Below are 23,055 nucleotides of genomic sequence, written 5' to 3' on the forward strand. Positions count from 1 at the left end.
ATGCTATGAAAAAAGATAGTAAAGCTGTCATCTATTGGCTACTCACTGGCTGTATTCTTATTTTTATTATGGTTGTGGTTGGAGGTATAACCAGACTGACACATTCTGGTTTATCAATTTCTAATTATAAATTGATTTCTGGTACCATTCCACCAATGAATGAGGTAGAATGGAACGAGGCTTTTGAACTTTATAAGCAATATCCTGAATATCAAAAACTTCATAATCATTTTAATTTAGAAGAATTTAAGGACATTTATTTCTGGGAATGGATTCACAGAGTTATTGGTCGTTTTATAGGTATGGTATTTGTTATTCCATTTATATACTTCTTAATTAAAAAACGACTTTCAAAATCTACAATTAAGAAAGCCGCTATTCTATTGTTTCTGGGAGGTTTTCAAGGGTTCTTAGGTTGGTACATGGTAAAATCTGGATTAATAGATGAGCCAAACGTAAGTCATTATAGATTAGCAGCACATTTAACTACGGCATTTATAACCTTTGCTTATACGTTTTGGGTGGCACTAGATTTAATGTTTCCTAACAAAAAAGTCATAGATAAAAAATTACGGAATTTTATAAGAATCAGTTTAGTTGTTCTTATCATTCAAATAATATATGGTGCTTTTGTGGCTGGTTTAGATGCAGGATGGATTCATAATCATTGGCCATTAATGAACGAAGGAAAATGGATTCACGAAACGGTTTATATAGAACAAAACCCAACATACTTAAACTTTACAGAAGGTAAAAGTGGTGTTCAATTTGTACACAGAACTTTCGCTTATGTTGTTGTCATTTTCATTCTAGCAATTTGGTATAAAGGAAGTAGAATACAATTAACTCCATTTCAATCTAAAGGTATTAACGGACTTTTAATCATGGTTGGATTTCAGTTTTTATTGGGTGTTTTAACTTTAGTTTTTGCCGTTCCGGTTTGGTTAGGCGTTCTACACCAAGTTGGTGCATTTATTTTACTAACATTGATGACATTTACATTACATCGTTTCAGTAAATAATTAAAAATAAATTAACTTTGCAACATGATTTACAGATTTAGAGTTATACTTGATAACGATACCGAAGATGATGTGTTCCGTGATATTGAAATTCGCGAAAGTGACACAATGGAAGATTTACACAACACTATTACCCAATCTTTTGGGTTTAATGGTATGGAAATGGCGTCTTTTTACATGAGTGATGAGCAGTGGAATCAAGGTGAGGAAATCGCTATGATGGACATGAGTGAAGCTGGTAATGAAGTAAAAATGATGAGTACTACCATCATTAAAGATATGGTTCATGAAGCATCTACGCGACTAATCTATTTATACGATTTTATGAACATGTGGACGTTCTACGTAGAATTAGGTGAAATTGTTGAAGAAGCTGAAGGTACAGACTACCCTAACTTAATGTATGTTCATGGTCAAATTCCTGATGAAGCTCCAGAAAAAAACTTTGAAGCTGAAGAAGATGAGGATGATTACGATGAATTTGAAGACGATTTAGATCCTAATGATTATGATAATTTGAATTTTGATGAGAACTGGAATTAATATTTAATAAAGTTAAAACCCAAATTAAGTTCTTTTTTAAATTCTAAAAGTTAATAATCGACGCTTATAATAAATCTAAGTTTTTAATTGATCTATAATAACCGTTTTAAACTAACATCTTCATAATTTCGCTTTACAAAATCGAGTGCATTTGTAAGCACCTCTCCCATATTCTTGCTGTTTCTAAAGTTTAAATCCATAGTATAATCATAGATTTGTTCTTTTAGCATTTCAATATGTTCTGGTATAGAAATTTCATCTACAACCATACAATCCAGTAAGGCGTTTAATCTTGTGTGATAACTAATCATTCTTCGCGCAACTATGGAGCGTTCCTCAATTTTATACTGATCTATGGATTCATGCTGAATTTTTTCTCGTACTAATTCAACCATTTTAAAGTTTTCCTTAAAAAATTGAGGTCTATATATTTTTAAATTGCCTTCATAAGATTGCTGATCAAAATCAATAGCTCTAATTTTAAAAACTACGTGATCAAAATCATGTGTTGGCACAATCACATAATTGTAAGATCGCATGTCTCCTAACAACCTAATTAAACAACGTTCATTAAACTTAACAAACTCCTTTGCTATTTGCGATTTTTCGGAAGCACTACAATCAGGTAACATATCTTTTATAAATTCATCTCCCGGAATTCCTGCAATATGTTCTTCAATTAGTGTATCCTTACATACTAAAAAATTAATTTGATATGGAGATAACATTTGCTCCAACTCTAAGCCATACACTCGTGATGCATCTGCTGTTTTAACATAGAAGTGCGTATAATTATCATTAAGAATATTTCTAACTTTAATTCTAAAAGGCTTAGAATTACCAAACGTACAAAAATCAATAGCATCTACAGTAAGGTACTTTAGGATACTGGTACCACCATCAGAAATTAAACTCGAGTAAACTTGTTTTAAACTTGCGTCTATTTCCTCGCGTTCAAAGTCATTATAATACACACGTACCCAAAGGGTATCTACATCATTTTTATCATAAACGACAATAGAACCTTGAAAACGTAATAAGTCTGAATAAAAAATAGGAAGATCTATATTTCTTCTATATTTAGACAAATACGCGTCTAATTTAGTAGATATGGTATAGGTTGGTTTCCTTTTTAATATTTTTAAATCTTCACTCATCTGCTAAATTTAAGGGTTTTAAAATGAATACTGAAAAATGTTTTGAACTTTTCAAGTTATTAAATTTATAGTTCCATAACATTCAATTGATTCAAGAATTAACGCTATTAATTTATTATCATTGTAACAAACAAAAGCATTACTCGTCTAACATATATAACCAACTTATGCTAAGCTTTATTTAGCATATTAAAAATCATTTATTTTGGAGCCAATCCTTACCATTAATAATCTCACAAAGAAATTTGGATACTTAACAGCCGTAAAAAATCTAAGTTTCTCTATTCAAAAAGGCAACGTTTACGGTATTTTAGGACCAAACGGAAGTGGTAAATCTACAACATTAGGTATTGTTTTAAATGTTGTAAATAAAACAAAAGGCGATTTCCATTGGTTTGATGGCAACGTCTCAACACACGATGCTTTAAAACGTGTGGGTGCCATTATAGAGCGACCAAATTTTTATCCATACATGTCAGCCGAGCAAAACTTAAAATTAGTTTGCAGAATAAAAGGTGTTTCTGAAAGTAAGATTGACGAAAAACTTGCCGTTGTTGGTTTGTTGGATAGAAAAGATCATAAGTTTAGAACGTACTCTTTGGGTATGAAACAACGTTTGGCTATTGCTTCTGCTCTACTAAACGATCCTGAAATTCTAATTTTAGATGAACCAACAAATGGTTTAGATCCACAAGGAATTCACCAAATACGTCAAATTATAAAAGATATTGCAGCTAAAGGCACCACTATTCTTTTGGCTTCGCACCTTTTAGACGAAGTTGAAAAAGTATGTTCACATGTTGTAGTATTGCGTAAAGGAGAAAAATTATACTCAGGTCGCGTAGACGAAATGATTAACAGTTACGGCTTTTTTGAGTTGAAAACTGAAAATGATCTGGCATTATTAGAAGCTTTAAAAGCACATACTAATATTGGCAACGTAAAAGTTGAAGGCGATTTAATTACGGCTTTTTTAAACGGACCAATGTCTGCTTCAGATTTTAATAAATTAATGTTTGAAAAAGGGATTTTTCTATCTCATCTTGTAAAACGAAAAGAGAGTTTAGAAGAGCAATTCTTACAACTTACAGATAATTTAAACTAAAATAAGTTAAAACGTTTGTCACATAAAGCATTGCTAAAGTGATATCACAACTAAACCAACACATCATATGTTACGTCTTGTACAAATAGAATTTCAAAAACTTTGGCTTAATAAAGTTAGTCTTGTTTTAATTTTCATATCCTTTATTTTACCATTTACAGTTTTAATTCTATCGTCTATTAAAATCAATTTTTTCGGGTTTTTTACACTTGAATTAGGCGAACTTGGTATTTTTAATTTTCCAATCATTTGGCATATAACCACCTTTTTTGCATCGTATTTTAAATTCTTTTTTGCTATAGTTGTCGTTAGCATGATTGGTAATGAATACAGTAATAAAACGCTGAAGCAAAATTTAATAGATGGATTAAGCAAGAAGGAATTTGTGCTGTCAAAATTCTATACTATTGTATTTTTCTCTTTGTGTGCCACCCTACTTATTGGCGTGGCTACATTTGTAATTGGCATGTATTACTCAAGCTATACTGAAGCTACAATTATTTTCCGGGAAGTAGAATTCTTACTCGCGTATTTTGTAAAGCTTGTTGGTTTCTTTAGTTTATGTCTGTTTTTTGGAATGCTATTGAAGCGTTCTGCCTTCGCCTTAGCATTCTTAGTCATTCTATATATTTTTGAATGGATTGTATTTTGGGTTTCTGTATATATTTTTGGAACTGTAGATGCGGCGTTTAAAGTTAAAAGTTTTATGCCATTAGAGTCTATGTACAATCTTATTAACCAACCTATCCAACGGATTGTAATGACAAAATTTCCTGAAAAAGCAGATATTATGTACGACTATGGAGTGCATTGGTATGAAATTGCCATTGTTTTAGGTTGGACTGCTATATTCATTTTCTTATCTTATAGATTATTAAAAAAGAGAGATTTATAAAAACTTTGACATCATAGCTACATACGTTTTTAAACATTGAAAATGGTATAAATAATGTTTCAATATTTAAATTAGGAGTTTTTTAAATTCTAGTTGTTATATTAGTATCCGTTATGTGTTTACACACATTCAGCACGTATGAAAAGGAACTATTTATTTTTATTATCTCTACTTATTAGCACCCAAATTTTTGCACAAAATGAAGCTTCATTTTGGTATTTTGGAAGGAATGCTGGCTTGCAATTTAATGCGCAATCTGGTACTGTAAATGCGATAACTGATGGTCAAATAAATACTTTAGAAGGTTGTACATCTATTTCTGATTCTGATGGACTTTTGCAATTTTACTCTGATGGTAGAACCGTTTGGAATCGCAACCATCAAATAATGTCTAATGGAGATTATTTTGCTGGAACAGGACTTTTAGGAGATCCATCAAGTACATCTTCTGGACTTATAGTACCCAAACCAAATGATCCTGATAAGTACTACCTTTTTACTGTAGATGAACCTCATCAAGATAATGCCAACGCTTATCCTAACCAATTTACAGGAACTTATGTAGAAGGAGGAACTATACCTGCTTCAGACGATGGTTTTAATAATGGTTTCAACTATTCTTTAATAGACATGACACTTAACGGTGGATTAGGGGATGTTGACATTAATGAAAAAAACCAACATTTAGTAACTTACGATCCTAACATTCCTTTAGAAATTCAGTATAAATGTTCAGAGAAAATTACGGCAGTTCGTGCTGAGGATTGTTCTTCTTTCTGGGTTATTACTCATTTTGGAAATAAATTTTACGCTTTTAAGATTGATCTTAATGGCGTAAGTACAACTCCTGTAATATCAACTGTTGGTCCATACATTCCTGTAGAAGGCTACAGACGAAATTCATTAGGTTACATTAAAACATCTCCAGATGCATCGCAACTTATTGCTGCAAATTTTGGGGAAGCCACTTTAACAGGTGAAAATGCTGGAGGAAGTATTAATTTATTTGACTTTAACAATGAAACTGGTATTGTTTCTAACCCTTTAGAACTTTATAGCGCACAAAACAATGACAGTCCTTATGGTGTAGAATTTTCTGCAGAAAGTCGTAAAGTATATGCAACAGTTGGTATTGGAGTCGCTGGAAATGGAGCAAGCCAAGTTTTACAATGGGACTTAGAAAGCACAGATATTCCTGGTTCGCAACAAATTATTCATACGTCAAATGATATATCTGCAGGAGCTTTACAACTAGGAATAGACAGACGTATTTACAGAGCGCAGTTAAGCTTTACTGGAAATCAAAATATAGGAAAATACTTGGGAGTTATTACTAATCCTGAAGCCAATGCTGAAGCTATTAATTATAATGAACAAGGTGTTCTTTTAGATATTAACGGTTCTAACCAAAATGTGAGTCAGATTGGCTTACCTCCTTTTATCCAATCTTTATTTAATTCTGAAATAGACATTATTCAAAATGGTATAAGCACTACCGAATTAAAACTCTGTACAAACGACACCTATACTTTAGAAGCAACTGATATTATTGGTGCAGATTACGTTTGGTCATTTAATGGTTTACCAGTATCCGAAACGTCATCACAATTGTTTATAGATACTCCCGGTTTTTACGAAGTATATATTGAACCAAATAATGGTGAGTGCCCAATAGAAGGTTCTGCTGTAGTTGGTGTTTTTGAAATCCCTGTCGCGAATCCACTTGCTGATGTTTTTAACTGTGATGATTTAGATAACGATGGATTTTCAACCTTTGATTTTACCATTAAAGACTCAGAAGCCTTATTAACTCAGGATCCATTACAAAATAATGTAAATTATTATGAAACGCTTGAAGATGCAGATGCTGCAGTAAACGAAATTACGTTTCCGTACACCAATACAAGCAGTCCTCAAACTATTTTTGTTCGTGTAGATAATATCGAAAACCCTAATTGCTATGCCTTAAATTCATTTGATATTGAAGTCATTTATTTGCCACAAATAGAAGCAATAAATACCATTGAATTTTGTGATAATGTTGGTGATGTTATGGATGGCATTGCAACACTAGAATTAGGAGATTTAATTCCAACAATTAGAGGAGAGCAACCGGAATCTGAAACTCAAATTACTTTTCATAACTCTCAAGATGATGCCGATTTAAATGAGAACGCCTTACCTCTAACCTATACAAACACAACAGCAATTAACGAAACTATTTTTGTTAGAATAGAAAGCACATTCTCTTCCAATTGCTTCACTACAGGCAGTTTTAATGTCATTATTAATCCTATTCCTGTAGCTAATAATATATCAATTGTTCAATGTGATGAAGATGGTATTCCTGAAGGATTTACAACATTTAATATTACAGATAGAATTGAAGATATTATAGATGTAACTTCTAATCGCAGTATAGAATTTTACACTAACCAAACTGATGCAGAAAATCAAGTAAACTCAATAAATGGTGATGCTTTTGAAAATTATTTCAATCCTCAAATTATCGTTGCAAGAGTTACGAATACAGATTCTGGTTGTATTAATTTTAGTGAAGTTTCTTTAGAAGTTAGCACTACATCTACAAACGACGTCAGTTTAAGCGTATGCGATACAGATGGCTTAGAGGATGGTTTTATGACTTTTAATTTAACAGAAGCTAGTTCTACTATGTTAGCAAATTCACCTTCTGGATTAGACATTTCATATTATGAAACCTATGAAGATGCCTTACTAGAAACAAACACTTTAAGCACCACATTTACTAATACAAGTTCTTATTCTCAAACAATATATGCTCGTGCAGAAAACACGAATGCTTGTTATGGTATTAGTCAAATTGAATTAACTGTTTTTAATTTGCCCAATATTGAAACTGAATTTGAGACTTTCTATTGTTTAAATTTCTCTCCAGAACCTCTCACATTAAATGGCGGAATCATAGATGATGTGGCTAATAATTATTATTACGAATGGTCTACAGGTGAGACTACATCAGAAATTGAAGTAAATGCTCCAGGAATATATACTGTTACAGTATCTAACACCAACGGTTGTTCCAAAATCAGAACTATTACTGTTTTACCATCCAATATCGCTTCGATAAGACATATTGAAATCACTGATGCCTCTCAAAATAATTCTATTTCCGTAATTGTAGATGGTGAAGGTTCATATGAATATGTCTTAGATACTATTAATGGCACATACCAAGACAGCAATACTTTTAATTCTTTAGCACCAGGATTATACACCGTTTACGTTAGAGATAAAAACAATTGTGGCATTGCAGAGCGTTTGGTATCAGTTATAGGTTTTCCTAAATTTTTCACTCCAAACAATGATACTAAGCATGATTATTGGCAAGTTTATGGTATTACTAACGATTTCCAGGCCAATGCCTCTATTTTCATCTTTGATAAATACGGAAAACTTTTAATAGAGCTTGATCCATTGAGTCCTGGTTGGGATGGTACCTACAATGGTAAAAATATGCCAACTAGCGACTATTGGTTTAAAGTTACTTTAGAAGATGGCCGTATATTTACAAATCACTTTACATTAAAACGATGATCAAATCCCCTAATCTTTTTATAAAATATATAATATCATTAACCTTCATCTATTGCTTTACAGCTCTTAGTTATGCCCAACAACCTAACGATTGTCAATTTGCCGTAACCGTTTGTGGTAATTCAGATTTCAGTTTAGATGTTAGTGGTATTGGCACGCAAGAATTAAATAACTCTAACACGTGCGGTAGTAGCGAAAACAACAGTATTTGGCTAGAAGTTAATATCGCAACAGCTGGGACATTAGCTTTTACCTTAACACCAGGAAGTACTGCTATTAGTGAGGATTACGATTTTTTTATTTTTGGACCTAATGTAAGCTGTGGTAATATTGGACAAGCGATCCGCTGTTCTACCACAAATCCTGCAGCAGCAAACCAAGGAAATAATTTAACAGGATTAAATTCTACAGATCCAAACCCTACTGAAGGTCCAGGTACAGATGGAGACAGTTTTGTAAGTGCTATTGATGTCTTAGCAGGAGAAAGTTATTACATCGTTATAGACAGACCTGTTGGTAATAGTCCTTTTTCTTTAGAATGGACAGGCACAGCAGCCTTTCCCGAAGCTCCATCTAATCCTTTAGCTACCAATGCAGCTTCAACAAGTTTACCAAACATGGACGTTTGCGATGCCACAGCACCTTTTAATGATAATATTACAGCATTTGATTTGACAACATTAACTCAAGATATAATTAACGGCGAGTCTGATGTTATAGTTACTTATCACGAATCAGAAAGTGATGCTAACATAAACCTAAACTCTTTAGGAACTGTTTTTAATAATTCTTCAAATAACCAAACAATCTATATTAGAGTTGAAAACAGTACAACAGGCTGTTATATTATTAATGATTTTGACATTAATGTTTCTACACTAACCAACTATAATGAAACTTCAGATTATGAAGTTTGTGATGATGATTTAGATGGAGATGATCAAAATGGCATTTCAACTTTCGATTTTAATCTTAAAACACAAGAAGTTATTGAAGGTATTATTGGTGCTAATTATAGTATCAGTTACCACTTAACTTCTGCTAGTGCTGAAACAGCTGCTGCTCCATTGCCTATTTTATATCAAAATACAACACCTGGTCTAACGGAAATATTTGTTAGAATTGAAGATTTAGATTCCGGTTGTATTGGTTTCACATCTTTCAATATCAATGTGTTACCAAAACCCATAGCTAATAATGTTTCGCTAATTCAATGTGATGAAGATGGCATTCCTGAAGGTTTTACAACATTTAACATCACTGAAATATCTGATGAGATAACTAATGGAGATCCCAATTCGACTATAGAATACTATCTATCGGAATCAGATGCAGAGACTCAAAATAATCCCATTGATGGCAATGCTTTCGATAATTTTTTCAATCCACAAATTGTTTATGCTAGAGTAACTAATAGTAGTACAAGTTGTATAAATTTTAGCGAAATTACTTTGGAAGTCAGCACCACTTCAACTAACAATACGACTTTAGAATTGTGTGACATTGATGGTACAGAAGATGGTTTTATGACCTTTAATCTATCTGATGCTAACACTAATATATTAGCAGGCTCACCTGCTGGATTAGATGTTGTCTTTTATGAAACCTATAATGATGCCTTAATTGAGATCAATCCACTAGACACAACATTTACTAATACTATTCCTTACAATCAAACAATTTATGCTCGTGTTGAAAATACAAATGCTTGCTATGGCATTAGTTCCATAGAACTTTCTGTTTTCGAATTACCAAATATTGAAACCACGTTTGAAACACAATACTGTCTCAACTTCTTTCCAGAAACAATGACGCTTTATGGAGGCGTAATTGACGACCTTCCAAACAACTATTATTATGAATGGTCTACAGGAGAAGACACTGCAACTATAGAAATTAACGCACCTGGAGTTTATACTGTAAAAGTATCTAATACTAATGGCTGTTTTAAGAATAGAACGATCACAGTAAACTCTTCAAATATTGCTACAGATTATACTATTGAAGTTATTGATGCAACTCAAAATAATTCAATAACTATTTTTATCGAAGACACAGATGATTATGAATTTGCTCTAGATAATAGTAATGGGCCTTACCAAGACTCGGCTACGTTTACAAACGTACAACCTGGACTCTATACAGTTTATATTAGAAATAAATATGATTGTGGGACCACAGATGCTTTGGTGTCTGTAATTGGTTTTCCAAAGTTTTTCACACCAAATGGAGATGACACCAATGATTTTTGGCAAGTAAAAGGTATTTCTTCCTTATTTCAATCTAATTCTGTGGTATTAATATTTGATCGTTATGGAAAATTATTAATAGAACTCGATCCTTTAAGTGTTGGTTGGGATGGCACCTTAAATGGTGAAAAACTACCTTCTAGTGATTATTGGTTTAGTGTTAAACTTCAAGATGGAAGATTATTTACAAATCATTTTACGTTGAAACGCTAATTTAAAATATGTACTTTTAAGCTTATCAAGTCCATAAATTGAAAAAAAACATTTACATATACTGTTTTCTATTCTTTATAATAACTCATCCGTTATTAGCTCAAGACGTTTCATTATTTCAGCAGTTTAATGGCAGATATGATTATACAGCGATTGGTAATACAATGAATACGGAAGAAAATGGTACCTCAGGACCGTGTACTATTCTAAACTCATCATCAGCAAATTTAACTTTAGACAGTAATCAAAATGTGATTGCAGCTTATCTGTATTGGGCAGGTAGTGGATATGGCGATTTTAATATTTCTATTAATGATATCGCTATTGTTGCAGAACGCACATTTAATGATTCCTTAGATACCGAACGTGTATTTTTTGCAGCGTTTGCAGATATAACAACGATTATTACAAATCAAGGCAATTCTGAATATACCATTTCTAATTTTGACTTAAGTAGTGTTATTGATCCTTATTGTCCTACAGGCACAAATTTTGGTGGTTGGGCAATTACTGTAATTTATGAGGACGAGAATCTTCCTTTAAATCAGCTTAACGTATATGATGGTCTGCAAAGTGTTCCTGATTTTTTAAGCATCACACTTGAAAATTTAGATGTACTTGACAACGAAAATGCTAAAATTGGATTTATTGCTTGGGAAGGAGATAGTGCCATTGCTGTTAATGAGCAGTTAACAATTAATGGAACTGTTATTAGTAATTATCCCCTAAACCCAGCAAATAATGCGTTTAATGGCACTAATTCTTTTACTGGAGAATCTAATCTTTACAATATGGACATTGATGTTTATAGTATTCAAAACCATATTAATATAGGAGATACTTCTGCAACTATTGCACTCACTTCTGGCCAAGATTTTGTGATGATAAATAATGTAATTACAGTTCTTAATAGTCAATTGCCAGATGCCACCATTACATTAGAAGGCGATACCGTGAATTGTGGAGATCAAACTATTCAAGTTTTTTATACGGTCCATAATAACAATAGTACAGCCAACTTACCTGCCAACACTCCTATTGCTTTTTATAGTAATGGTATATTAATTGGTACAAGCGAAACAGTAAATATAATTCCTATAAATGGAAACGAAAGTAGTTTTATACTTCTTAATTTACCAGAAGACAGCGGCTCTATTACAACCATTACAGCGGTTGTAGACGATGATGGCACTTCGATTGGAGTGGTTACAGAAACGAATGAAAGTAACAATAGTGCATTTAGAGATATTGAATTATTGCTTGTTCCTGAGATAACCATACTTCCCAACCTTATAGGTTGCAATGAAGGATTTAAAATTGCTACCTATAATTTATTAGATGCCATTGATACCAATACTTATAATATTGACAATATTTCATTTTATCGTTCTTTAGACGATTTAGAAATGGGCTTTAATGCTATACTAATGCCAACGGATTATAATAATGTTTCTAATACTGAAACTATTTATGTGCGACTGCTAACGTCATCATGTTATGAGATCTTTCAATTTAATCTCACTATAGAAAATTGCCCGCCTTATATTCCACAAGGATTTTCACCTAATAACGATACTAAAAACGATTGGTTTAATATTCAAGGTTTATATGATATTTTCACAGATCATGAATTGCAAATTTACAATCGTTATGGAGAACTCATCTTTATTGGCAATAATAACAAACCATGGTATGGTAAGATTAATAGAGGACTAAACAATAGAGGGAATATAGTCCCTGTTGGTACCTATTATTATATTCTGAACTTAAATGACCAAAACTACCAACCATTTATGGGTTGGGTATATGTAAATTATTAAGATTACTATTGAATCTATTATTTTATTCAACATACCATTATTTTATCTTACTTAGGATTTCTTAAATTTATTTTTGAAAAGAACTAAAATGAATATTCCTTAATAAATAACAAAATCATTTACTGGATCTACTCATTTCATCGGATAAATTAATAAGATGTAACATTAAATTGTTAAAATTTTAGTCCATTCATCTTATTTCTTCGTAAATATCTTTACTTCTATTAGTTTTATCACTAGCAACAAGATTTCGCTGCAAACTTCTCTTTTTAATTTAAAGACTCCCTCAAAAAAAAACTTATAGTTAAATCTAAGATCGATTATTTTATCATTAGGTTTTTATATTTAAATAAGGCATGTTATTCAATTTAAGGCATCTATAAAAATGTTGGCCTATAATTTGAATTTAGTACTTCAAAAATCACTTTTTAGTGCCTTTTATCAAAAAAAAGTGAAATAAACGGGTTCAAATGTTAACATTTAGTGTATTTCGTCGTATTATTTTGTATTTCGTCTTTATTTAATATACTTTTCGCCCACATTGAAAAGTACACGCTGTTTTACATTCAAATCGATTCAGCAAACATTGAACTAAACCTAACAAATCTAATGACCTACTTAACACGTCCCTTGTGCCTAATTTTTGGCTTAATCTGTAGTTTATCATTTGCCCAGCAAGTATCTATAGATAACACAGTTTCACCTCAAGACTTAATTCAAAACACCTTAATACAAGGTTGTGTTGAAGTCTCAAACATTTCATCTCCCTCAAACGGATCCTCTATTAGTATAGGTAGTTTTGGGTATTTTGAACGCGCCTCTTCAAATTTTCCTTTTGAAAACGGTATTGTACTTACCACAGGTAATGCTACCTCTGCTGGTAACGGACAAAATAATGATATTTTAAATGATGGTGATGCCACTTGGTTAACTGATACTGACCTAGAAACTGCTTTAGGCATTTCAGGAACTGTAAATGCAACATCAATAGAATTTGATTTTATTTCAATTTCTAATCAAATACAATTTAATTACATTCTGGCTTCGGAAGAATACTTTGGTAATTTCCCCTGTGAATATTCAGATGGTTTTGCTTTTTTAATCAGAGAATCAGGAACCAATGACCCTTATACAAACATTGCACTAATTCCAGGCACTACAATACCTGTTAACACTAATACGGTTCACGATGAAATTGTTGGGTTCTGTGACGCTTCAAACGAAGAGTATTTTGATGCTTATAATATTGGAGACACTAATTATAATGGTAGGACTACCGTGCTTTCTGCAACAGCTGCAATTATACCTAATGTACAATATCAAATTAAATTAGTTATTGCAGATCAAACCGATCAAAATTATGATTCTGCAGTATTTATAGAAGGAAATAGTTTTGATGCTTCTGTAGATTTAGGTGAAGATTACTCTACATGTTCTAGTAATGTTAGCTTAGATGGAAATATTGGAAACCCTAATGCAACTTACGAGTGGTTTCTTGATGATGTTCTAATTCCGTCAGAAAATCTTTCAACTTTAACAGCAACCACATCTGGTAACTACCGTGTTGAAATTCAACTTCCTCTAGCTGGAAGCTCTTGTGTTATTGAAGATGACATTAATTTAACATTAAGTTCTACGCAAACTTCAGATCCTATTACAGATTATCAGTTATGTGATGATGCAAGTGGTGATGGTTTTGAAATGTTTGATTTATCGACTAAAGATTCTGAAGTTTTAGGTTCTGTACCAGCGTCAGTTTACACCATATCTTATCACTATAATTATACAGATGCTATAGATAATACGAATGCAATTACAGCCCCTATTCAAAATACAGCTAATCCACAAGAAATACATGTAAGAATCGAAGACACTGTTAATGGTTGTTTAGCTTATTCTACATTTAATTTAATTGTAAATTCATCTCCTATCATTTCAAACCCAACACAATTAATAGTTTGTGATGATGATACAGCAGATGGAAGTACATCTATGAATCTAAACGATCTTAAGGATAGTGAAATTACACTTTCGCAAGCTAATCTAGTGGTATCTTACCACAGTTCTGCTGCAGATGCTGCTTCTGGAATTAACGCATATCCAATGCCTTTTACCAATACAACAGCTACACAACAAGTATTTGCAAGTGTAAAAAACACAGAAACAGGATGTATAAGCACTACGACTTTAGATATTAGTGTTATTAGCAGTCCTGTAATTAACGTAGAACCACATTACATAGATGCTTGTGATGATGACCATGATGGTTTTGCTAATTTTGATTTAACAACTATAATTCCAGAAGTATTAGAAGGATTAACTGATGTGTCTACTACATTTCACCTTACTCCAGAAGATGCACTTTCTGGTTCTAATCCAATAGCTGATGATACAAATTATTTAAATACTACTGCAGAAGAGCAAACTATATACATTAGAGCAGAAAACACGACTTCGGGTTGTGCTTCAATGACACCAATAGAGCTTCATACCAATTTATTACTTACAGCTACAAACATTAGAGACGTAAATGCCTGTGATATTGATGATGATGGCACAGAAGATTTTGATTTCGATAATATTGCAACAGGTATGATGAACACATTACCTGACGTTGAAATTCTATTTTACGAAACTGAAGAAGATAGAGATAATGGAACAAATGCTATTGATACCTCTGTACCATATAGCTCTCTAAGTAATCCTCAAACAATATATATCACTTTAGAGAACCTAACTTGTACGGAAGTTTCGGATTTTGATTTGGTATTATTTCCAATTATTCAATTTGAATCTGTTATCAGTTTAATAGTTTGTGATACAGACCAAGATGGTTTTACAGAAACTAACTTATCTTCTTTAAGTGGAGATGTTACTAATGGTGAAGAAGGATTTAGTGTTACTTATTTCCTTACAGAGCAAGATGCTATAGATAACACTAACGCATTACCTAATTTATATACAAACGTTTCTAATCCATTTACATTATTCCCGAGAATTACATTTACTCAAACAGGCTGTTATGACTATAATTCTTTTGAAGTTACAGTTCTACCAGCTCCAGAAAGTGAAAAACCAGAAGATATTATTATTTGTGATGCAGATATGGATGGGTTCTCACCTATTGATTTAAACAATAGCATTCCTAACTCTATTTTATCAACGCCAAACCGAACAGTTACATTTCATAACAGTTTAGCAGATGCGAGATCAGATAATAATCCTATTGTTGATATTTCAAACTATGCTGCACAAACTGAAATCGTTTATATGCGTGTTGCCAATAGTACAACAGGCTGTTACTCTATTGAAGAATTAGACATTATAGTAAATACACTACCATTTATAGGCGATTTATCTAATTATGTAGAAGAATACATTTTTTGTGAAGATCAATCAGATGGTAAAGGTGAATTTATTTTCGAAAACAAGGATGCTGAAGCTTTAAGCGGTCAAACCGGTAAAGAAGTCACTTACTATCTTAATCAATCTGATGCAGATAATAAAACTAATGCTATTGATAAAACTAGTGTTTATGAAAACATTACTAATCCACAACAAATCTATGTTAGAATTGATAATATTACAGACGAGTCTTGCTACTCTACCTCATCTTTTGCTGTTGAAGTAGGTACAAACCCTGTATACAACGAACCAACTAATTGGTTTGTATGTGATGATATCTCTAACGATGGATCTGTATTATTTGACTTTTCAAGTAAAGTTGACGAAATAACGGATGGTATTTCAGATATTCAAAGTGTTACTTTTTACACTACTGAAGACGATGCTAGAAACAGTACTAACAGTATACCTCTAGAATACGCTAATACAGTGAATCCGCAACAAATCTATGTACAAATAGATAATGGTACCATTTGTAAATCTATTACTTCATTTGTAGTTAATGTTATAAAAGTTCCAGATGTAACACTTGCAGAACCTATGATAGAATGTGATGACGATACTGACGGTTCTCTTCAATTCGATTTAACGGTTGCACAATCTAATATTACAGATGTAAGACAGGAAAACATTATTATAGAATATTATGCTAGTTATGAAGATTCTGAGTCTAACTCTAATCCGATTGCAAACCCTACAAATTATACCAATACATCAAACCCTCAAACTGTTTACATGAAGGTTACCAATACAGTATCTAATTGTTATGCTGCACTTCCTATAGAGTTAATAGTAAACCAACCTCCTATTATTACTGATTTTGAAGACTATACTGTTTGTGCTAATGACACTAACACTGTAGATTTAACAGAAGTGAATACTATTGCAACTGCTAATTCTTATAACGTGTTGTTTAGCTATTTTTCTAACGAAGCAGATGCTATAGCAAACACTAATGCTTTAGACACTAACTATACGTATCAAACTAATTCTGATACACTATATGTAAGATCAGAATACAGTACTACACATTGTTCTATGTATTATGAGTTTAATTTAATTGTAGAACCACTACCAATAGCTAATCAACCTGCTAATTTAATGGCTTGTGATGATGATTTTGATGGTATTTTAGAATTTGATTTAACCCAACAAAACTCAAGTATTTTAGGTGGTCAGAATTCAAATTTATTCTCAGTTACCTATTTTGATTCAGAGTTAAAGGCTAATGAAAATAATTCTGCTTTAGACACAGATTATATGGCTTACAATGATGAAGTGATTTATGCTCGTGTAGAAAACAATACTACAGGTTGTTACAGTATTACATCATTCTCTGCAATCATTAACCCTATTCCTTTTATAGATATTGAGGACCAAGTAATTTGTTTAGATAATATGCCACTATTGGTATCTGCTAATACTAATAATGCAACAGACTCCTACTTATGGTCTACTGGAGAAACGACTCCTGAAATAGACATTACCACTGTTGGGAACTATTGGGTAAAAGTTACATCTCAGTTTGGCTGTCCTAACACACGATACTTCGGAGTAACAGAATCGCAATCTGCAACTATAGAAACTACAGAAATATTAGATTTCTCAGATCCAAATAATATTACAGTAACCGTAAGCGGAATCGGTGAATACCTTTATCAACTAGATGATTTTGATCCACAAGAATCTAATTTTTTCCAAAATGTAGCAATGGGTTACCATACTTTAACCATTATAGATTTAAATGGTTGTGCTAACATTACCAAAGAAGTATTAGTGGTTGATATACCAAAATTCTTTACACCAAATAATGATGGAGATTTTGATACTTGGCATATTGTTGGTATTGAAACATTACCAGGAACTATTATAAATGTATTTGATCGTTACGGAAAAGTGATGGCTATATTAAACTCTAATTCTCCGGGTTGGAATGGCTATTACAATGGCCATGAAATGCCAACTAGTGATTATTGGTTTACTGCAGACGTGCAACGTGGCTCAATTGCGTTTCAAGTTAAAGGGCATTTCACTTTAAAACGTTAAACAATAAGCCATCCAATGAATGACTAGATTTAGCTATTTGTCATTCATCCAACTAAAAATGTAATTTACCCTTAAAAATCCCCAATGTTGGGGATTTTTTGTTACTTATTCCCATCTAAAAACCAAATTATATAAATTTTAGATTTAGTTAAACCAAGGCCATTTTCAAATCAAAACTGTGAGATTAAATTACTTACTCCCTTTCTTAATAACGCTTATAACTATTTACTCTAGTTATTCGCAACAAATCACAACAGACGATTCTTTACCTTTAGAACAACTTATACAAGAAAGTTTAGGCCAGAGTTGTGTAGAAATTTCGGATATATCCTCTAGCGTTAATGGAGTTAGTCATGGTTTTAATAGTTTTGGCTATTTTGAACGGAATAATTCAAATTTTCCTTTTGCCAATGGTATTCTCTTAACCACAGGTAGCGTAAATTCTGCTGGAAATATGATGAATACAAATCCCCTAAATGAAGGTCATGACTCTTGGCTAACTGATTCCGATTTAGAAAATGCTTTAGGCATTACAAATACACAAAATGCAACCTCTATACAATTCAACTTTACATCTATTGCCAATCAAATTCAATTTAATTACTTGTTAGCTTCAGAAGAGTACCAACAAGAATTTCCTTGCTTCTACTCCGACGGATTTGCTTTTTTAATTAGAGAAGCAGGATCAACTGGTCCATATACAAATATTGCGCTAGTTCCAGGCACCTCTACTCCTGTAAATACTAATACTATACACGATGAAATTGAAGGGTTCTGTACCGCAGAAAACGACACCTTTTTTGATGGCTACAGTCTGGGTGACACCAATTATGATGGACGAACAACTGTACTAACAGCCACGGCAACAATTTTACCAAGTGTTGAATATGAAATTAAATTAATAATAGCAGATCAAACTGACAATAATTTTGATTCGGCTGTATTTATAGAAGGTAATAGTTTCAATGCCAACGGTATTGTTGATTTGGGTCCTGATATTAGCACTTGTGGGAATTCTGTAACGTTAAACGGAGATATTCAGAATCCTCAAGCTGTATATGCATGGTACCAAAATAATACACTTATCGCTGGAGAAGACAATCCAACGTTAGAAGCCTTATCTTCTGGGACCTATAATGTTCAAATTACAATACCGCTAAACACGACTTCATGTGTGATTGAAGATACTATTGTCGTTACACTTGACACAGAGCAATCTGCAGATGACATCTCTGATATGGTATATTGTTATGACGATGTTGACAATAATATTGGGACTTTTGACCTTAGCACTAAAAATAATGATGTTCTAGCTGCTGTACCACCTTCAAGTTATAGTATCAGTTATCATTACACTAGCGAAGATGCAGAAAATGGTATTAATCCTATTACAACACCTATTCAAAATACCAGTTCGCCTCAAGCTATCTATGTTAAAATTGAAGATACTATAAACGGTTGTTTAGCCTATTCTACATTTAACTTAGTGGTTAATGAAAAACCAGTATATGTAGATCCAGATCCAATTACGGTTTGTGAAGATCCTAGTTTAAATGGATATACCTTTGTAGACCTAAGCATTGCTAACGACCAGATTATAAACGGCAATAGTAATTTAGAGATCTCCTATTATTTTTCGCAAACAGAAGCAGAGTTAGATTCAAATCCTATTGCTTCACCTTACGAGAATTTTAATACCTCACAAACACTTTACGTAAGAGTTTATGATAATGTTACAGGTTGTTTTTCAACGACAACGATTGATATTCTATTTCAAGAAAAACCAACAATTAACACAGAAATTCAATGGATTAATGCTTGTGAACAAGATGAAGATGGTTTTGAAGTTTTCGATTTAACAAGCATTATAGATAACGTATTACAAGGAGTTACAGGTTTAAATGTGAGCTATCATATTACTGAATTTGATGCGCTTAATAACTTAAATGCCATCTCAAATCCTGAAAACTATCAAAATACTATACCCAACTTTCAGATGGTTTATATACGTATTCAGGATCCTACAACAGGATGTTATACGGTTACAAATATAGAATTGTATGCTAACATTATAAAATTAGGATTTTTAACAGATCCCTTTATCGTTTGTGATGACACTTCTAATGATGGTATTGCAGATTTTGATTTAAATGAAGTAGAAACAAATCTTATTAATGGTTATGAAGGGTATGAAATTTCATTTTACACCACAGAAGAAGACAGAGAGAATGGAATAAATATAGTAGACAAAAATCCCCCTTTCAATGTCATTAATAATGGTACCATAATATACGTCATTGCAGCAGATGACTCATGTATAGAATTTATAGATCTAACACTAGAAATTGCACCAGCTATAATTTTAGTACCAACAACTGTTGATTATTGTGATGAAGATGATAATGGGTTTACCTCAATATTAATGGAAACTTTTGATAGCGCAGTTAGTCAAAGTACACAACCCGTAAATGTAACCTACTATCTCACTGAAGACGATGCTATAGATAACCTAAATATTTTACCCAATTATGTAAACAATACGACCAACCCTCAATTGTTTCATGTAAGAGTTACCGACGCACTATCAGGATGTTTTGACATTTCCACTGTAGAAATCAATATTCTAAGTGCCCCAATAATTATGTATCCCGAATCTATAATTATTTGTGACGATGATCAAGATGGTATTTCTAACATAAATTTAGATGCTAAAATTCCAGAAATTGTTACTTCTACAGCAGGTTTAGATATTACGTTTTACAACAATTTGGATGCTGCTAATAACGGCGAAAATGAAATTAATACAACAGATAATTATTTTACAGAAAGCGTATATATTTATGCTCGTGTAGAAAATGAATTAACAGGCTGTTACAGTCTTTCTGGATTTGATGTAATCATAAATACACAACCTGAATTTGTTCCAATAAGTAATTTTGAAAATTGTGAGGAAGCTATTATTGGTGTTGCTGACTTCTATCTTAATTTAAAGGACAACGAAATACTTAATGGACAACTAGACAAACAAGTACTTTATTACGAAACAGAAGCCGATGCTATTGCAGGAACAAATGTAATAGACAAATATTCAATTTACAACAATACCTCAAATCCACAAACGATCTACACAAGAGTAGAAAGTATTACAGACTCCGATTGTTTTGGAACCTCTTCCTTTGAGTTAGAAGTAGGCTCAATTCCTATATTCAATGCTGCAACAGCTATTTTTGTCTGTGATGATATTAGCAATGATGGTATTGTAACTGTTGATTTGAATGAAAAAATAACTGAAATAATCACTGGAAGTCCAGAAAATTTAGACGTTACATTTTTTACATCTGCTTTAGATGCTGAAAACAACAATAACCAAGTCCCTTTAATTTATACCAACACTACAAACCCACAAGTGCTATTTGCTAGAGTAGATAATGGTAATTATTGTAAAGGTATTTCTTCATTTAATATCAATATTATTTCCGCCCCTACTGTTACTTTACCTACTCCATTAGAACGTTGTGATGATAACTATGACGGAGTTCTAACATGGGATTTAACAGATGCTGAAACTGAATTTCTTGGTGCGAGACAAGTAAATATTGAAATTTCTTATTTTGAAACCATTGAAGATTTGGAAGCTGACTTAAATGCCATTCCAGATCCTGAAAACTATGACAACATTAGCAATCCGCAAACCATATATATCAAAATAAATAATACGGTAAGCCATTGCTTTATAAGCGTTCCATTAGATTTAATAACTAATTTACCTCCACAAATTAATGATTTTGAATCTTTTGAAATTTGTGACAACCCAACGTCAAGCTTTGACTTAACAACGATAAACGAAGTCATAGTAGACACCAATTACAATGTACTTTTTAGTTATTTTTCTTCGGAAGCTGATGCTATAGCCAATCAAAATTCATTAGATACTAATTATAATTACACCAGCACTAATGATATGATTTATGCTCGTGTAGAGTTTAGTACCACACATTGTTCTTTTGTTTATCCTTTTCAACTTCTTGTAAACCCATTGCCAATAGCAAATCAACCACCAAACCTAACCGCTTGTGATGATAATTATGACAGCTATTTTGATTTTAACTTAAATGAACAGAATAGTTTTGTTTTAGGTTTTCAAAATCCAACAGATTATAGTGTTACCTATTTTAATACTATTAGTGATGCTGAAGAAGGCGCAAATACCATAAATAGCGATTCTTATAATGGCTTTAATAACGAAATTATAACAGCACGAATAGAGAACAACACTACTGGATGTTATCAGCTAGTAAATTTTTCACTTATTGTAAACAGGAAACCTTTCGTTGCTATTCCTGATCAGGTTGTTTGTACAGATAACTTGCCCTTAGTCGTTTCTGCAGAAACTTACTTTACAACAGATACGTATTTATGGTCTACAAATGAAACTGCTTCATCCATTGAAATTACAGAAATTGGGGAGTATTCGGTTACAGTAACTTCAGAATTTGGCTGTGTAAGCATGAGTACTTTTAATGTTACAGAATCTGAATCTGCTTATATAGAGCTAACAGAAACGGTAGACTTTTCAGACCCAAATAATATAACAATTACTGTTAGCGGTAGTGGAAATTACCTCTATATTTTAAATGATGGAGTACCTCAACAATCTAATATTTTCGAAAACGTACGCCTTGGATATAACACTATTAGAATTATTGATTTAAATGGTTGTGCAGACACCACGAAAGAAGTCCTTGTTATTGACGCTCCTAAATTCTTCACACCAAACAGCGATAGAAAACATGATACATGGCATATTGTAGGTATTGAAACTTTACCAGGAAGTATTATCTATATATTTAACCGTCAAGGAAAACTAATAACACAATTAAGCGCTAATACACCAGGATGGGATGGCACTTTAAATGGCTATAACTTACCAGCTAGCGATTATTGGTTTTCAGCAGAAATTAAGCAGGACAACAAGGCTTTTAAAGTGCAAGGTCATTTTGCGCTGAGACGTTAATCTATTAGAA

General features: G+C 32.4%; 10 protein-coding genes. 9 read left to right on the forward strand and 1 reads right to left on the reverse strand.

From position 1 onward, the window contains the following. Nucleotides 1-5 precede the first annotated feature (5 nt). Nucleotides 6-1,022: a COX15/CtaA family protein gene (locus HM981_RS00345; RefSeq protein WP_179336595.1), complete on the forward strand. Its 1,017-nt coding sequence runs from the start codon at nt 6-8 to the stop codon at nt 1,020-1,022. 24 nt (nt 1,023-1,046) lie between these two features. Continuing rightward, a complete protein-coding gene (locus HM981_RS00350; protein WP_179336596.1) occupies nt 1,047-1,565 on the forward strand; it encodes an IS1096 element passenger TnpR family protein in 519 nt (172 codons plus the stop codon). 92 nt (nt 1,566-1,657) lie between these two features. On the opposite strand, the gene HM981_RS00355 is transcribed toward HM981_RS00350, so the two are convergent. Next, the gene (locus tag HM981_RS00355; protein ID WP_179336597.1) at nt 1,658-2,722 is read right to left on the reverse strand and encodes a hypothetical protein; all 1,065 of its coding nucleotides are present in this window, start codon (nt 2,720-2,722) and stop codon (nt 1,658-1,660) included. Nucleotides 2,723-2,927: 205 nt separating this feature from the next. On the opposite strand from HM981_RS00355, the gene HM981_RS00360 reads away from it, so the two are divergent. The 7 genes from HM981_RS00360 (at nt 2,928) to HM981_RS17550 (ending at nt 23,045) form a co-directional block, all read left to right on the forward strand. Further along, the gene (locus HM981_RS00360; protein WP_179336598.1) at nt 2,928-3,827 is read left to right on the forward strand and encodes an ABC transporter ATP-binding protein; all 900 of its coding nucleotides are present in this window, start codon (nt 2,928-2,930) and stop codon (nt 3,825-3,827) included. Nucleotides 3,828-3,894: 67 nt separating this feature from the next. Continuing rightward, complete coding sequence (locus tag HM981_RS00365; RefSeq protein WP_179336599.1) at nt 3,895-4,722, forward strand: ABC transporter permease; 828 nt, start codon at nt 3,895-3,897, stop codon at nt 4,720-4,722. A 138-nt stretch (nt 4,723-4,860) separates the two neighbouring features. Then, nucleotides 4,861-8,298, forward strand: a complete 3,438-nt coding sequence (locus HM981_RS00370) for a T9SS type B sorting domain-containing protein (RefSeq protein WP_179336600.1) — start codon at nt 4,861-4,863, stop codon at nt 8,296-8,298. Then, the gene (locus tag HM981_RS00375; protein WP_179336601.1) at nt 8,295-10,760 is read left to right on the forward strand and encodes a T9SS type B sorting domain-containing protein; all 2,466 of its coding nucleotides are present in this window, start codon (nt 8,295-8,297) and stop codon (nt 10,758-10,760) included. Before HM981_RS00370 ends, HM981_RS00375 begins: the two co-directional genes overlap by 4 nt. A gap of 38 nt (nt 10,761-10,798) precedes the next feature. Then, a complete protein-coding gene (locus HM981_RS00380) occupies nt 10,799-12,580 on the forward strand; it encodes a T9SS type B sorting domain-containing protein (RefSeq protein WP_218846212.1) in 1,782 nt (593 codons plus the stop codon). A gap of 609 nt (nt 12,581-13,189) precedes the next feature. After that, the gene (locus HM981_RS00385; protein WP_179336602.1) at nt 13,190-18,031 is read left to right on the forward strand and encodes a T9SS type B sorting domain-containing protein; all 4,842 of its coding nucleotides are present in this window, start codon (nt 13,190-13,192) and stop codon (nt 18,029-18,031) included. A 178-nt stretch (nt 18,032-18,209) separates the two neighbouring features. Then, the gene (locus HM981_RS17550; RefSeq protein WP_179336603.1) at nt 18,210-23,045 is read left to right on the forward strand and encodes a T9SS type B sorting domain-containing protein; all 4,836 of its coding nucleotides are present in this window, start codon (nt 18,210-18,212) and stop codon (nt 23,043-23,045) included. The last annotated feature ends 10 nt before the right edge of the window (nt 23,046-23,055 follow it).

This window comes from Winogradskyella ludwigii (assembly GCF_013403985.1).
GTDB lineage: Bacteria > Bacteroidota > Bacteroidia > Flavobacteriales > Flavobacteriaceae > Winogradskyella > Winogradskyella ludwigii.